Origin of the sequence: Sphingobacterium sp. UBA2610 (genome assembly GCF_002339225.1) — a bacterium.
GTDB classification, from domain to species: Bacteria; Bacteroidota; Bacteroidia; order Sphingobacteriales; family Sphingobacteriaceae; genus Sphingobacterium; species Sphingobacterium multivorum.
Genome location: NZ_DDKA01000008.1, coordinates 43255 through 59005, shown reverse-complemented (window position 1 = coordinate 59005; position 15751 = coordinate 43255). Strand labels below are relative to the sequence as shown.

Sequence of the window (15751 nt, the reverse complement as noted above, 5' to 3'; positions counted from 1 at the left end):
TTTTGGTATATTTATATACAGTTAATAACAGCTGAACTTAACAAATCAGGCTATGAAAATTCTATTGACCGGAGTGACGGGGTATATTGGAAAACGTCTTTTGCCTGTGTTGTTAGAACAGGGGCATGAAATTATTTGTTGTGTAAGAGATAAGAATCGTTTTGATACCTCGGCAATTCCGGGGCATGTTCAAGTTGTTGAAGTCGATTTCCTGGATAACGAAAGTCTGAAAGAAATTCCACTTAAAATTGATATTGCTTATTTCCTGATCCATTCCATGGCGACGCAGTCAGGTGATTTCCAGCAAATGGAAGCGCAATGTGCGACCAACTTCCGCAACTTTATGGAAAAAACCAGCGCGCAACAGATCATTTATCTGAGTGGAATAATTAATTCAGATCACTTATCGAAGCATCTCGACTCGAGAAGAAACGTAGAAAACATCCTGGCAAGCGGACGGATTCCGATCACCACCTTGCGGGCCGGCATCATTGTTGGCTCGGGAAGCGCATCTTTCGAGATTATTCGGGATCTTGTGGAAAAACTCCCGGTTATGATTACGCCAAAATGGCTGCAGACGAAATGTCAGCCCATCGCCATACGCAACGTGATCGAATTTATGATCGGTGTTATCGCCAACCCGCATACCTTTAACAAAAGCTATGATATCGGGGGGCCAGACATCCTTAGCTACAAAGAGTTGCTGCTGCAATATGCTGCCGAACGAAAACTTAGGCGACAGATCTTTGTTATCCCGCTCATGACGCCGCGGCTTTCCTCCTACTGGCTCTATTTTGTTACCTCGACGTCTTATAACCTGGCCAAAAACCTAGTCGATAGCATGAAAGTAGAAGTGATCTGTAAACCCAATAATCTGGCGGAAGAACTCAGTATTACGTTGATCAATTACAGGCAATCCATCCAATTAGCTTTTCAAAAAATTGAAAGCGACAATGTGGTTTCCAGCTGGAAAGACGCACAGACCAGTCACATTTTATCGGGCGGCCTCAGCAGGCTACTGGAAGTGCCCAGTTATGGTTGCTTTAGGGATGTTCGCTCGGTTCCCCTCCACAATAGTGAAGCATCATTGACCAAAATCTGGTCCATTGGAGGAAATTCTGGCTGGTATTATGGCAACTGGCTCTGGAAAATCCGTGGATTCATGGATCAATTGGTCGGCGGAGTGGGTATACGGAGAGGGCGAAAAAATAAAAGCGATCTGGCTGCAGGTGATGCACTTGATTTTTGGCGCGTACTGATCGCCGATAGAACCACGAAAAGATTACTCCTTTATGCCGAAATGAAACTTCCTGGAGAAGCATGGCTAGAATTTAAAATCGAAGATAATATCCTGCTGCAGACCGCGACCTTTAGACCCCTGGGCCTTGCCGGAAGGCTCTATTGGTATGCCGTATGGCCTTTTCACGGCTTCATATTTAGGGGCATGATAAATAGAATAGCTAAACCTTAAAAATAAGAATTCATAAACGATGATTTATAATGAGAACGCAATTGCGGCATTTGAAAGAAGATACAGAACAAATTTTATAAACTCGCTGGGCGACTTTAAAAGTTACAAACAGCTTTCGTGCCCGATAACTGCTTAAAAGAGGATGGTTATATCGCTATCGAAGAAGCCGGGACAGTTACCTCTAGCGGTCTTGACACCTATCATACCACAGGCCGGATTGAACGATTACCTTATGCGAAGCCTTAGGTAACTTTTCGCTAGGATTTTTATAAAGAAAGCACACAGTTCGACTTTCTTCAAGACTTTACTTCCCAGAGCGGAAAATAATGTGTTACGCTATAAAATGTATTCTTTATCTTTGGTCTAATGGACATCAAGAAAAAATTTGGTAGTGCCTCATTTGGCGAAGACTTTATCTTACAGGCATTGAGTTGTTCTCCCGAGCCTACATCAATCTATACTGGAACAGAGATGACCATCCAGTTTGCCAATGCGGGCATGCTTTCCCTTTGGGGCAAAGACGCATCCGTTATTGGCAAAGCGCTGATCAGTGCTATTCCCGAACTGGAAGATCAGCCGTTCTTAGCTATTCTGCAAGAGGTTTGGCGTACGGGTAAATCCTATTCCGTTACCGAGGCACCAGCCCGGCTCATCAAGAATGGTGTTCCGGTGACTGATTATTTCGATTATGAATACAGAGCCCTATTAGACGAAAACAATAAAACATGGTGTATTTTAAACACCGCCCGCAACGTTACTTTAAGAAGGCAGCATCAGCAACAGATACAGAAAAAAGAAAAAAAGGAACAAGGGCTGATGGAGGAAATGGCGGCAACGCTCGAAGAATTGACCGCTACAAACGATGAACTCAACAGTTCCTTACAACTTCTGGCAGAAAGCCGTGAGCAAGTACGGACAATTATTGAGCAGGCACCTGTTGGCATAGCGATGCTGAAGGGACCGGAGTTAATCATTGACATAGCCAATCCGACCATATTAAAAATCTGGGGGCATCAGTTAGCCGATGTGCAGGGCCGGCCCCACGAAATCGCAAGGCCCGAACTGCAAGGCCAGCCAGTGAATCAGTGGCTCCGGGAAGCGTTCGAAAAAGGCGAACGGAAAACAAACAATGAACTTTCCATATTGCTGCGTCACAATGATGGGCTGCGGGAGGCAATTGTAAACTCGATTTATCAACCTATTTTTTCAGCTGACAATAAAGTCACGGGAATTCTGATTATCCTGGAAGATATTACCGACCAAGTCCTTGAACGGCGGAAAAGTGAAAAAGATCAACACATGCTGTCCATGGCAATAGATGCCGGCGAGCTTGCGACGTTCTATTACGAGCCCCAAAATAATCTGTTCTCCGGAAACGCCCTGTTAAAATCATGGTTTGGTTTGGCCAATGAAGAGCAGCTGGATTTATCAGCTGCTATTGCTTCCATTGCAGAACAGGATCAGGAACGTGTAATGGCTGCTATAACTGATGCACTTAGCCAAGAGTCAGATGGCAATTACTTTATTGAATACCGTATCCTAAATCCACAAGATCCCAAAGGCAGACTCGTGCAGGCACGCGGTAAAGTGTTTTATGATGCCAAGGGAAACGCTGCCAGCCTCAATGGTACTTTACGGGATATTACCGAACAGAAAGCTGAGGAACAGCGGAAAAATGATTTTATAAGCATCGTTAGCCATGAATTGAAGACACCGCTGACCTCCATAAACGCCTATCTTCAATTAATGCAGCGTCAGGCAATCCTTACAGCAAACACGAATTACCAAAACATTACAATGAAATCCCTTCGACAAGTTCGCAATATGAAGAACTTAATCAATGGATTCTTGAACATCTCGCGATTCGACTCCGGCAGAATGATGATCGAAAGAGAAGTGTTTGATCTGAAGGAATTATTTGCTGAACTTGAAGATGAATTTAAATTGAGGATCAACACCCATCAGATTGTCGCTGACCTGACGCAAAGTCTATCCATTGCTGCTGACCCCAACAAGATTTCGCAGGTAGTCCAAAACCTTGTGGAAAATGCGGCCAAATATTCGCCGATAGGAACCCAGATTACATTTGGTTATTCGCCCAAGGCAAATAACGTTATCGAAATTTTTGTCAGTGACGAGGGTATGGGTATTGCCGAAGAAGACCGGGATCAGATATTCGAGCGATTTTACAGGGCAGGAAAAGATAAGGTCGGAACAATTTCGGGATTTGGCATAGGACTGTATCTCTGCCGTGAAATTGTAGAACTGCATAATGGACATATCGCTGTGGAGAGCAACTCGGCCGGAGGAACCACATTTAAGGTACGGCTTCCAGCTCAATAATATAATATTATAAATTCTTTTCTTCGGTTCTTCGGAAAACACATACGCGGACATGTTGGTCGTTTAATTGCCTTTAAATGACTTTTCTTTTTTACGATAGGCTTACTTTTGTCGCAAATGTTTCCCGTTCGGGATTTAAGAAGAGCAAGATGAAGAAAGAATCGCGCATCATATCGCTCATTGTAGGTGGCACTTTACTTATGGAAATGCTTGACACCACAGCGATATCGACGGCCTTACCCAAAATGGCACATGATTTTGAGAGTGATGTTGTACACCTCAGTGCAGGTATTACCTCTTACACCGTCATGTTAGCTGTATTTATTCCAATCAGCGGCTGGATTGCCGATCGCTACGGCGCAAAAAAGGTTTTCAATATGGCGATTATCGGCTTTATACTTTCTTCAATCGCATGTGGACTGAGTACCAACCTAACATCTTTCGTCATTGCACGTATTTGCCAGGGTACAGCCGGAGCCCTCATGGTACCGGTGGGACGACTCATCGTACTCAAGCACACCGAAAAGAGAGATCTGGTCGAAGCGATCGGTTATATTGCCTGGGCCGGATTGTTAGGCCCTATTATCGGTCCCGTACTGGGCGGATTTTTTACAACCTATTTTAGCTGGCACTGGATTTTCTTTATCAATATACCTGTCGGCATATTTGCGCTGTGGGCCGTGCATCAATTTATTCCAGCGATGGAATCCGAAAATAGCCGTCCGCTTGATATTATCGGTTTTTTTATCAGTGGTATCGGTCTTGCCGGCATTATGCTGGGGACTGAAATGATCGGCGCAGCCCAAGGCGATTATACAAAACCAGCCGCAACTATTGTGGCAAGCTTTGCGCTGATGGCCGTTTCAATCTGGCACTCCAAACGTATCAAGTACCCGTTGATTGATTACAGTATTCTCAACGTAAAAACCTTCCGGATTACGGTATATTCAGGCTCCATTACCCGTATGGTGATCAATGTTGCTCCTTTTATATTGCCCCTTATGTTACAGTTGGGTTTTGGACTGAGCCCCTTTCACGCCGGACTCCTCTATATGGCCAACATGTTTGGTAGTATGAGCATGAAACCGGTGGCCATGTGGATCACACGGCGGTATGACTTCCGCAAGGTCCTGATCGGCAACGGTATTATTTTAACACTCGTAACCGCTGGACTCTCCCTCCTTTCCATACAAACACCGATCTGGCTGGTGGCGATTGTATTCTTTTTCTCGGGCCTTACACGCTCGCTCCAATTTACCAGCCTAAATACCCTGGCTTACGCAGACGTGCCCAATGAACAGATGAGCAATGCAAATACACTGTACAATACGGCACAACAAATGGCACTTGGTATGGGTATCGCCCTAGGCGCAGTGACACTACACCTGGCAAGCAGTTATTATCAGGATACGGTTTATCAGATGCGGGATTTCAGCTTGGCCTTGCAGTTAATTGCTGGCTTATCACTCCTATCCTTAATCGAGTATTTCAAAATTAAACCAAGTGACGGAGCCAATTTAAGGGGTATATCCTTAAAGAAAGAAATTCAGAATGCCGCTTAGTTTTTTAAATATGAGGTAGGCTTTTCGTTATTAGATAGGCTTTTAGAAAAGTAGCCAAACTGTTTTTTAAACGCATGGGAAAAATGCGATAGATGTCCGAAGCAGGCCGCTTTTCTTCCCTTAGGAGATAATGTGCTTCATCCAGTCTTTTTTTTCAGTATCCATTGGTGCGGGGAGGTTTGGAAAACCTTTTCAAAATCGCGGTTAAACGTGGAAAGCCTCCGATCGAATCACCGATATATTTTATTAAGATCCATAGCTTTCGTAGCCTAATCTAAGTAAATATTAAGAAATCTGGGCTTCCTCAGTAAAATATGATGTACACGGCATACTTATATGAAAAATACTTCCCTTTCCAATTGAACTTTCGGCCCATATTTTCCCTTTATGATCACTAACAATACGCGACGATAAATACAAACCGATCCCAAGACCCGCCACATGAGCCTTAACTTCAGAAATACGATAGAACTTCTCAAACACTTTCTCCAAATCACGCGCATTCATACCTATACCCTCATCCGCAATTGAAATATTCACATATCCATTTTCAATCGTTTTCACGGTCAAACTAATAGTCGTGTTTTCATTTGAATATTTAGCGGCATTTCCAATAAGATTATTTATGACCTGCTCCAAACGTAACCTGTCACAATTGATAAAGATAGGTACATCTTCCGTTATCAACTTGAACCGATGTGCCGGTATCAAATTCTTCAAGAGCATTTCAAGATCCTTCAAATAATTATTTAACTCTAATTGCTCAAAATTATAATCAAACTTATCTAATTCGGATTTTGAAATATCCAGCAGCCGCGAGATTAAATCCTGTAATTTTTGAACCTGGGTGTTAATTTTAACTAAAAATGGCGTGACATCCTGCTTCTCGCTTGCACGTAAAGCAAGTTGCGTCAATCCTTTCAAAATCGTCAAGGGAGTTTTTAACTCATGACTCGCCACAGAAAGAAATTCATTTTTTTGGTTTATGATATAATTCGCAGTTTGTAACTCGGATTCGGCTTGCAGGTTTATTTCGTTAAGTTCATGATTTTTCGCGAGCAAAAGTTCATATGGGCTCTTTTCTTCTTCGAACTCAAAGTAAAAACGCATACTTTTCACCTTATCCCTATCCATTCGGACAAATGATGGTATCGTAACGGATATACTTATTGTGTGCCGATCGCCATATTTCTTTTTATCGAAATGCGGTACTAATTTACTGGCATAATTAAGTCCATTAGCGTTTTCCAAGGGCAAGATTTCTATATAGGTATATCGTGCGACTAAAAAACATTTGCTTGCTGCAAAAGAGATAGCTAACTCAAGTATGCCCTCTCGTGCTTTATCAATAACTTCTCTAGAAATTTCCGAGACAGCGGTAGCAAAAGTGGTCTGGCCTGAAATAGAAAAATTTAATAGCCTGGCAGTATCTTTTGACTTCCGATATGCAAGCGACATATCTAATTCATTTTCTAAAGAAATTTTTAAAATACTATCCATATCAATTTACATTAATCTTGCAATCACCACCGTCATATCGTCCGTCTGCCTTCCAAAACTTTTATATATTGCCGACGCTTGAATGCTTGGGTCATATCTCTTTATGTACGCTAATTTGTCTATATCCCATCTAGATTTAATACCATCTGAGCAGAAGGTAACCACAGGATATTCAATACCACTTAGTTCTTGACTATTAATTGTGTTGGGTAGCACATGACCTATTATCCCATTGTAGCAGATTATGCTTTTTGACCGTAGTATATTGGAAAATTTCGTAGCGATATTTCCCACACCACTGACCTGCCATGTTTTGGTGGCCAGATTATAAACCACAACAGAGGCCACTATCCCCCTAGTTTTACGAATAGCCTCATGAATATGCCGTATGATATCCTGAGGAAGGTCTTTATCACAATTTCTAAAAGCGATGATTGCTTCACTGACCGCCTGATGAGCCAAAAGCCCATGGCCCAACCCATCGGCAACTAAAATAAAAATTTTATTACGCTCAAATTTGTAGTCAAATCCATCTCCGCTTACCTCCTGACCGGGCATCGCCACCACCATGGGTGTAATGCGCATGGGGAGGTTAATCTCATTCGATGATCTGATCATTATTCGAGAGAGCAAAATAGTACCCCAGCCATCCTTCGTATAAATCTCAAAAAAATCTGAGAGGCGTTTAATAGTGCCCAATCCTATGCCCAGCGAATTTGTCGACGAATTTCCGTCAATAAGCATTTTTTCCGGATCAACTATTCCAACGCCGCTGTCGATACACAAAATCTCAACGTATTCAACACTTTGAATCACACATTTCTTGCATAACAACTCCCCCTCTTTCCCATATTTCTCAATGTTGGATATCATCTCGGCCACCACAATGTCCATATTGGCAAGCTTCGTTTCCGACATTCCCGCCTCAAGGGCATATTTTCTGATTTCCTTTTTTGTCAGCGAAAAATAACTTCTGTCTCTTAACTCAAAACGCTTATAACACGTATCAACCATTTGCCCACTTTATTATTGTCACGGTAGTACCTTCACCTAATTTGCTTTTAATTTCAAATTGATTAACCAAACGTTTGGTCCCGGGCAAACCAAGGCCCAAACTTTTGCCGGTTGAGTATCCATCCTCCATCGCTTTATTTATATCCTGGATCCCTGGCCCGCGATCCTCAAAAACAAGTTTTATCGCTTTATTCCTCCCATCCGTGACAGATTCAATTGATGCCTGTCCGCCATTTGCATACTTGAGCATGTTGCGGGCAAGTTCACTTGCAGCCGTTATCAATTTAGTTTGGTTGACTAATCCCATTTTAATCGCAACTGCAGCATCTTTTACTCTATTTCGGAACGGAATAACATCTTGCTCTATAAGAATCATCATCCTTTCTCTATTCAGTGTCGTCCATATCATAGGTAGATTGTTCAAGATCTACTGAGTCAATGTCAATTTTTCCTTTCAACAGCTCCATCCCTTTCTCGACATTTAAGGCAGTATATACTCCATTTAATGGTAAGCCAAGTTCGACTAACGTTATAGCAACGGCAGGTTGAATGCCAACGACAACAGTATAGGCGTCTAATAATTTTGACATATTGGCAATATTCCCCAAAATTCTTCCCATAAAAGAATCCACAATGCCCACAGCCGATATATCTATCAAAACTCCTTTTGAATTATACTTTTCAATCGCATTAATTAAATCAGATTCTAGATTTAATGCCAAACGGTCATATAAATCAACTTGTATTGTCACTAACAAAAAGTGCCCCATTTTTAAAATAGGAATCCTCTCCATACTCAACTCCTTATTTTTTTTGATTAGCTTTTAATTCTATATTCGTTATACGAAGTGCATGTTTCAGCGCACTCGCTAATGTTGCTTTGGTCACGATCTGAGATAGATCAATACCCAGATGTACGATTGTCTGCGCGATCTCAGGGCGGATACCGCTAATAATACAGTCAGCTCCCATCAAACGCGTCGCACTTACCGCCTTCAACAAATGTTGGGCAACCAACGAGTCAACTGCCGGAACACCAGAAATATCCAAGATCGCTATACTACTTTCGGTCTCTACTATTTTTTCCAATAAATTTTCCAAAACAGTTTGCGTACGTGCACTATCCAATGTACCTATGATCGGAAGTGCCAAAATGCCGTCCCATACCTTGATAACTGGCGTGGAGATTTCAGATATTTCATCTGTCTGTCTCAATATAACATCTTCACGTCCTTTTATAAATGTTTCGAAGGTATGGATGGCTAAATTATCCATAATCCTACTTAGCGCTATAAAAAAATGCAAAGGTTGTTGATCCCCCTCTGTAACCAATATTTCCAAAATGGCTTCCTTTAGGGTATAAACAAAGTTACCCGTCTCCCGAGGGGTGAATCCCTGTCTGGCTCGGCTAAAGGAAACATCTTTTAATAATTCGATTAAGGTATAAAAGTCCGGAGAATTAACGATATCTAAATTGTCCCCATCAATCGAATCTATCAAAAGGTTAACGACCTGTTCCGAGTACTCTTTAGTTTCCTCTTCGTCAAAGGAAATTCCAGCAGCAATTTTCTCATCGCTCTGTTTTTTCAGCCACGACTCTAATATTTGCGATTTATTGTTCTTAAGTTGTTTAATATATTCCATATTTATATTATGATTATCAAATTTATTTCCATTGATTAGATTATACTTGTCCAAATTGTATCCTAAAGATTGTTCCACCGTCAATTATACTCTGTACAAAAACATTAATTTGTAATTGCTCGGCAATTCCATGTACGATCGAAAAGCCTAGGCCCAGATTTTCGCCAGGCATGAAAAGAGGTTCTCGGAGAGGGGAAATCCACCTTCTGTCCAGCGTCATTGACTATTTTCTCAGGTCTACCTGCCCAAACAATCTCTTTAACTTGCTCCTTTCTGTACATACAGATAAACCAACCCTTTGCCGGAAGTATATTGATCCGGATAATTCCGGGAAATTCTATTGCAGATTCCTGATTTTCCGAAGGCTCGAACTGATCTGTGGAAAACATTTCAGCGAACTGGTTAGTTTCTATATATTTCTCTAACAATAATTGCTCCCGATGATCAGGGACTTCTCCAAAAGAAATCATGCCGTCATTTCGTCTGATCAATATGCCATCAGCTTTAACCGTTTTCATTATTTTGGAAGCAAATTCTTCTATGGTCGCTTCCTCGTCCAAATTTTCCATCAAACGGGCCAACATCTGCTTTTCAACATCAGTAACCAATGTCCTTTTTTGGATTTTTCGCCGCTGATAATCCGCAAAATAGTAGTTTATAGCATATTCGATAAGAAGTTCAGATACATAGCGCTGTGTTAAATCTACATTTTTTGCTATTTTGTTCTGACAGACCACCAAGCCCCAAAGCTGATCATTTAGAATTATGGAAAAACTAGCACTCGCACTTACTCCTGCATTTCTTAAATACTTCAGATGAATAGGTGACAATGCTCTCAAACTACATTTCCCGAGATCCAATTGGTCAGGATCAATTCCTAAGATGTCAATCGTTGGTGCGTTAATATCAGCGACATGACGTGCGCGGAATCGAAGGTACAACGCTCTTGCCTGGGCAGGGATATCAAATTCTGGATAGTGAAATCCCAATATCGAATCGATGTTTTCCACTTTATTTTCGGCGATCACCTGACCCGTTTTATCCTTATTGAATCGATAAACAGCAATACGGTCAAAACCTATAATATCACGAATGAGATCACATAGTGTAACCCATATTTTCTCCCTATAGGCCTGCAAATGACGGGCATATTCATAGATGCGACCAATATTCTTAACGTGCCCGTCGCAAGGTTCAATCTCTAAAAATGTCTTTTGATCTTCGAAAAAAAAAGTGAGGTCATATTCTCTATCCATTAACAAAATCTTTTCAGAATAACGACAATGTGCGACACTGATCTTCCGATATATTTTGTCAATATCTAAGGCTAAATTGGGAGCTAAAAGCTGTAAAATTTCAGGTAATCCTTTACCTAATATGTTATTCAAAGGCTGTTTAAGTAATTTCAACGAATTCTCACTCGTTGCAATACAAAAATCATTAGCGAAAACTATTAGATAACCGTGAGACTGGATTTTCCCACACAGATGAATTTCCTCTTGATGACACTCTTTCATTAACAAAAAATAAATAACCACTTAATAGGATATCTTTTTAGAGTTTTTGCCAATATACTCTCAGCTCCCGCTCCTCAAATATGTCATATCTGGACGAAATTAAGAAAAAATCACAAAGATACAGCAGAGATATATCATAAAAATTGCTAACAAAGTTTATAAAATGGCTCCAACTGGTTCTGATTTTGGTAATCTGTTCGATACAATGTAAGCAATGAAAGGCCCAAAAGGACCTTTCATACTTTTTAGAGCTAATGATGGCGCACTTATTTTTCCAAAGGTAGCTTGACCCCCTCTTTGATTTCTTCATTGGCATGCAGCAAGATCTGATCGCTCCTGTTTAATTTTCCAAAAACTTCGGTAGAATCATGCGTGGATACCCCTTCTTTGATATCCACAAAATGTGTCTTGCCATCTATGAGCTGGATCACATACTGCCTTTCTGTCGAACGTACAATACTATTGGAAGGTACCAATAACGAATTGGCTCCGGCAGACAATGGAATATCGACCTCACAGTATAAACCGGGTTTGAGCTTATTATCCGAGTTGGCCACATCGACCTCTATTGCTTCAGATTGCATGGCGCCCAAGGAATTCGCTGAACGGGCTATCATCCCTTCAAACACCTTATTCGGGGTGTTATTAAAACGGTAAGCGACCTTTTTCGAGAGGTCGACTTTATCGACATAGGTCTCGGGGATCTGCACTTCCAATCTTAATTTATTGAGATCTTGCAGGATCAACAGGGGTTGATCATTTCCTTTTCCCGGTCCGACCAGTGCTCCCTCGGAGACGTTACGCTGTACAATCACACCATTGAATGGCGCTTTGATATTCAGGTAAGACTGCAACATTTCAACTTCTTCTACATTTGCTTTTTCCGACATGGCTACCGCTTCGTCAGCTTTCATCTTTGATAGCGCATTGTCCAGATCAAGTGGTGATACTGCCCCTTCCTCCTGTGCGGCATTTTTGAGCCTTTTATATTTATCCTTACTCGCAGAAGCGGTTTCCTGTGCCTGCACAAAACGTGAATGCGCGGCCTGCACCGCAGCGAGCATTTCTGGCGCCTCCAGCTGCATCAGCAGCTGTCCCTTTTTGACAACTGTACCTCTGTCCACAAAGATATGCTTGACGAAGCTGTTCATTTTGGCATAGATATTTACCTCATTAAAAGGTTTGAGCTTACCGGGTAAACGCACACTGCTGGACATGACTTTCTCTTGTATGACTGTGGTCTGATAGGTGCTGGCCTTAGCCGGATTTTTCGGCGTCAGGTCAATGGGCTTTTCGGTGTGACCGCAAGCGGAAAGTAATCCTGTCAGTACTAGTAAATAGCCTATTTTTTTCATCCGTTTGATATTCTTGTTCATTACTCAATTGTGTCTTTAAGGCATACATGCTGCCTTTGGCGATTTTATCTTTAAATACAATTCTCTTTCTGTTGCATAGTAATTTCTGTCTTTATCCTACCAGTTTATACTGCTGGGTTTCGATTCGGAAAGAATACTACATTTTTTTTAGTTTACACTATTTGTGTTTTTTCCACCAGTGGCTTTTGATGATCAGGCTCGTCCTGCGGCAAAAGTGATTCGGAATTGAACGTTGATTTTTCCTTCATCCACACAAACAGGAGCGGCAGAATAAAGAGAGCAGCAAATGTGGACGCAAACAGGCCACCGATCACGGCCCGGCCCAATGGAGCTGCCTGCTCACCCGTCTCCCCCATTCCCATGGCCATAGGAATCATGCCGGCAATCATTGCCATACTGGTCATCAGGATCGGCCGTAGCCGCGTTGTTGCGCTGGCCAGCGCTGCCGTCCTGGCATTGCGGAATTCCAGCCGCAATGCTTCCGCATTGGACACGATCAAAATGGCGTTGGCTACGGAGACACCAGTAGACATAATCATCCCCATGTATGATTGCAGATTGAGTGTTGACCCTGTGAGCAATAGCATCGCCAAGGATCCTAGGATCACTGCAGGAATAGTCACCAATGCGGTCAGCGAAAGCTTCACACTTTGATAATTCGCTGCCAGTAGTAGAAATATAACAACAACGGCACAGGCTAGCCCCAACTGCAAACTACCCATGGTATCGAGCAATAGTGTCGACATCCCTTTCATTTCCACCACAACACCACGCGGCGGAGCCGGGAGTTCACGAATAGCGTGTTGCACATCCGCTGTTGCTGTCCCCAGGTCTTTCTTATGGATATTTGCCATCACGGTCAAATATCGCCTTGGCCCCTGACGGTCATACTCACCTGGTAGATATTGTGTATTGAAACTGGCTATATCGCCCAAGGTCGGTGTGAGCTGCCCTTTCACGAGCGGGATTTCGCGCAGCTCGTCCATCGTATTCATCACATATTCAGGCACCTGCACCTGAACCTGATAGGTATAGGTATTGTTTTCATCAAGCCATTGGATCTTCTGCGTAAACCGGCTAGAGGAAGTGCTGGCTGTTACCGAACGAGCAATATCATCCATCTGCAGACCAAGCTGTGAGGCTTTGAGCCGGTCGATGGCAATCGAAATGGTCGGCAACCGGAGCGGTTGCGCAATCTGCACATCCCGTAGATAATCGATGTGCCGCAATGAGCTGACAACCTGATCGGCATAGACCTTCAGTTCGTCCATTTTCTTTCCAGCTATCCGCACCTCGATCGGCGTTGCAGCGCCTTGGCTCATAATCTTTTCGGTCATATCAATAGGCTCAAAATTTAGGCGCAATTTGGGCAGTCTATAATGGATATTACGTCGTAAAACATCTTTGAGTTCGTCCATATTCACATGGTAGTCCGCATTCAGGTTCACCTGGATCACGGCTTCGTGCGTTCCGGTGTTGAATACATAAAGGTTGCTGACGCCGTAGCTACTGGGCACCAGGCCAACATAGGCCGAACTGATGGCAACCTGATGGTTGACCGTACTATCGATTACCTGCAGCACCTGTTTGACGGACTCTTCGGTTCGCTCCAGCCTGGTTCCATCGGGCTCTTTGATCCTGAGCTGAAACTGCCCATTGTTAACCATGGGCATCATATCCTTGCCGATGTACACAAATGCCGCTGCCGATAGCGCCAGCGTGAGCAACAGATAACCGATGATGACTTTGCCCTTATGGCGCATGGAGCGGTATAAGCCGAAGCGATAACGTTTTTTGATCTTATCGAAAAAGCCCGGCGAGTCGGACTTGAAATGACCGATATGATGCTCTTTGAGCAGCCAGTTGGATAAAATAGGTACCAAGGTCTGGGCCATAAAATACGAAGCGATCATCGTCAATCCAATCGATAAAGAAAGTGGCAGAAACATCGCCCGGGGAATCCCGGTCATCATAAAAGAAGGTGCAAAAACCGCCAAAATACAGAACAGAATCAAAAGCAGCGGCACGGCAATCTCCTGACAGGCCTTATAGATAGCCTTACGTTTGTGCGTACCCTGTTCCTGATGCTGGTGTATGCTTTCGATGGTCACCGTGGCCTGATCGACAAGGATACCAATGGCTAGGGCCAAACCGCTCAAGGTCATAATATTGATGGTCTGGCCAAACAATGTCAGCAGCAGGACGCCAATCAGAATGGATACTGGTATGGTGACGATCACAATCAAGCTGCTTCGCCAGTCGCGCAGAAACAAGAGTACCATGAGACCGGTAAGCAAAGCACCGAGTCCCCCTTCGTGCAAAAGACTCTGCACCGAGTTCATAACCGCTACGGACTGGTCAAATTCATAAGACACCTTCACATCCTCTGGCAGCAGATTCTGAATTTCCGGAAGCTTAGCCTTTAGGTTGCTGACTACTGCCCAGGTGGACGCATCCGATGTCTTAACGGCAGGGATATAAACAGAGCGCCGACCATTGATGAGTGCATAACTTACCGTCACATCCGAGGCGTCCGATACGCGTGCGACATCTTTGATATAAATCGGGATCCCATTTTTTGTCAGAATAGGGATATCAGCAAAATCTGCAACATTCTTGATCAGTGAATTGATGGTGGTCACATACATCGTGTTGTTGAGGTGCAGGTTACCCGATGGGGACATCACGTTAAATTTCGACAATGCCATTACCACCTCATCGGCGGTCAGGTTGTAGCTCCGCAATTTATTGGGGTCTACATTGACCGTGATCGTCCTGGAGTTGGCTCCAAAGGGCGGCGGTGCCGAGAGGCCCGGTACTGCAGAAAACATGGGGCGTACCAGCGTGCTCGCCATATCGTAGATCTCCTTGAGGCTTCTTGTCTTGGAAGAAAGCACCAGCTGACCCACGGGTAAAGAGGAAGCATCAAAACGGACCACCTGTGGCGGCAATGCCCCTGGCGGAAAAAACTTCATGGCCCGGTTTACCTGCAGCGCTACCTGCGCTGACGCCTCGGCCATATCGGTATTTTCGTAGAAACTAAGTTTTAGGAGCGTAAGCCCCTGAATATTTTTGGCGGATATATTTTTGATTCCGTTGACATAGAGAAACTGATCCTGCATCCGGGAGGAGAAAAAACCTTCCATCTGCTGTGGGGACATCCCGCCGTAAGATTCAATGACGTAAATGGTCGGTGAATTGAGCTGCGGAAAGATATCAATCGGTATTTTCAGTACAGCGAGGACCGAAAAGAGCAGCAGGCTGAGGGTGATGATCACTGTGGTAATCGGCCTTCGTAAAGCAGCTGTGACTAGTGACATAAGT

Annotated in this window: 11 protein-coding genes; 3 read left to right on the top strand and 8 right to left on the bottom strand. The window is 43.3% G+C overall.

What is annotated here, in order from left to right:
* Positions 1 to 52 precede the first annotated feature (52 nt).
* The 3 genes from B4Z47_RS05540 (at position 53) to B4Z47_RS05530 (ending at position 5376) form a co-directional block, all read left to right on the top strand.
* The gene (locus B4Z47_RS05540; protein ID WP_286727006.1) at positions 53 to 1471 is read left to right on the top strand and encodes an SDR family oxidoreductase; all 1419 of its coding nucleotides are present in this window, start codon (positions 53 to 55) and stop codon (positions 1469 to 1471) included.
* Positions 1472 to 1837: 366 nt separating this feature from the next.
* Positions 1838 to 3814 (top strand): PAS domain-containing sensor histidine kinase, encoded by a 1977-nt coding sequence (locus tag B4Z47_RS05535; RefSeq protein WP_286727004.1) that lies wholly within the window; start codon positions 1838 to 1840, stop codon positions 3812 to 3814.
* Between the two features lie 77 nt (positions 3815 to 3891).
* The gene (locus B4Z47_RS05530; protein WP_286727002.1) at positions 3892 to 5376 is read left to right on the top strand and encodes a DHA2 family efflux MFS transporter permease subunit; all 1485 of its coding nucleotides are present in this window, start codon (positions 3892 to 3894) and stop codon (positions 5374 to 5376) included.
* A gap of 285 nt (positions 5377 to 5661) precedes the next feature.
* Here B4Z47_RS05530 and B4Z47_RS05525 read toward each other — a convergent pair whose 3' ends face one another.
* From B4Z47_RS05525 to B4Z47_RS05490, 8 genes are all read right to left on the bottom strand, one after another.
* Entirely contained in the window at positions 5662 to 6876 is a 1215-nt protein-coding gene (locus tag B4Z47_RS05525) for a sensor histidine kinase (RefSeq protein ID WP_286727000.1), read from the bottom strand.
* Positions 6877 to 6882: 6 nt separating this feature from the next.
* Entirely contained in the window at positions 6883 to 7890 is a 1008-nt protein-coding gene (locus tag B4Z47_RS05520; protein WP_115049078.1) for an ATP-binding protein, read from the bottom strand.
* Complete coding sequence (locus tag B4Z47_RS05515) at positions 7883 to 8299, bottom strand: anti-sigma regulatory factor (protein ID WP_286726997.1); 417 nt, start codon at positions 8297 to 8299, stop codon at positions 7883 to 7885. The genes B4Z47_RS05520 and B4Z47_RS05515 overlap by 8 nt, the downstream gene beginning before the upstream one ends.
* On the bottom strand, positions 8277 to 8684 hold the full coding sequence (locus B4Z47_RS05510) for an STAS domain-containing protein (protein WP_115049081.1): 408 nt from the start codon (positions 8682 to 8684) through the stop codon (positions 8277 to 8279). The genes B4Z47_RS05515 and B4Z47_RS05510 overlap by 23 nt, the downstream gene beginning before the upstream one ends.
* 10 nt (positions 8685 to 8694) lie before the next feature.
* Complete coding sequence (locus B4Z47_RS05505; protein ID WP_115049618.1) at positions 8695 to 9534, bottom strand: STAS domain-containing protein; 840 nt, start codon at positions 9532 to 9534, stop codon at positions 8695 to 8697.
* 104 nt (positions 9535 to 9638) lie between these two features.
* Positions 9639 to 11051 (bottom strand): GAF domain-containing protein, encoded by a 1413-nt coding sequence (locus B4Z47_RS05500; protein WP_286726995.1) that lies wholly within the window; start codon positions 11049 to 11051, stop codon positions 9639 to 9641.
* Positions 11052 to 11317: 266 nt separating this feature from the next.
* Positions 11318 to 12427 (bottom strand): efflux RND transporter periplasmic adaptor subunit, encoded by a 1110-nt coding sequence (locus tag B4Z47_RS05495; protein WP_286726993.1) that lies wholly within the window; start codon positions 12425 to 12427, stop codon positions 11318 to 11320.
* Positions 12428 to 12579: 152 nt separating this feature from the next.
* Complete coding sequence (locus B4Z47_RS05490) at positions 12580 to 15747, bottom strand: efflux RND transporter permease subunit (RefSeq protein WP_115049085.1); 3168 nt, start codon at positions 15745 to 15747, stop codon at positions 12580 to 12582.
* Between the last annotated feature and the right edge of the window lie 4 nt (positions 15748 to 15751).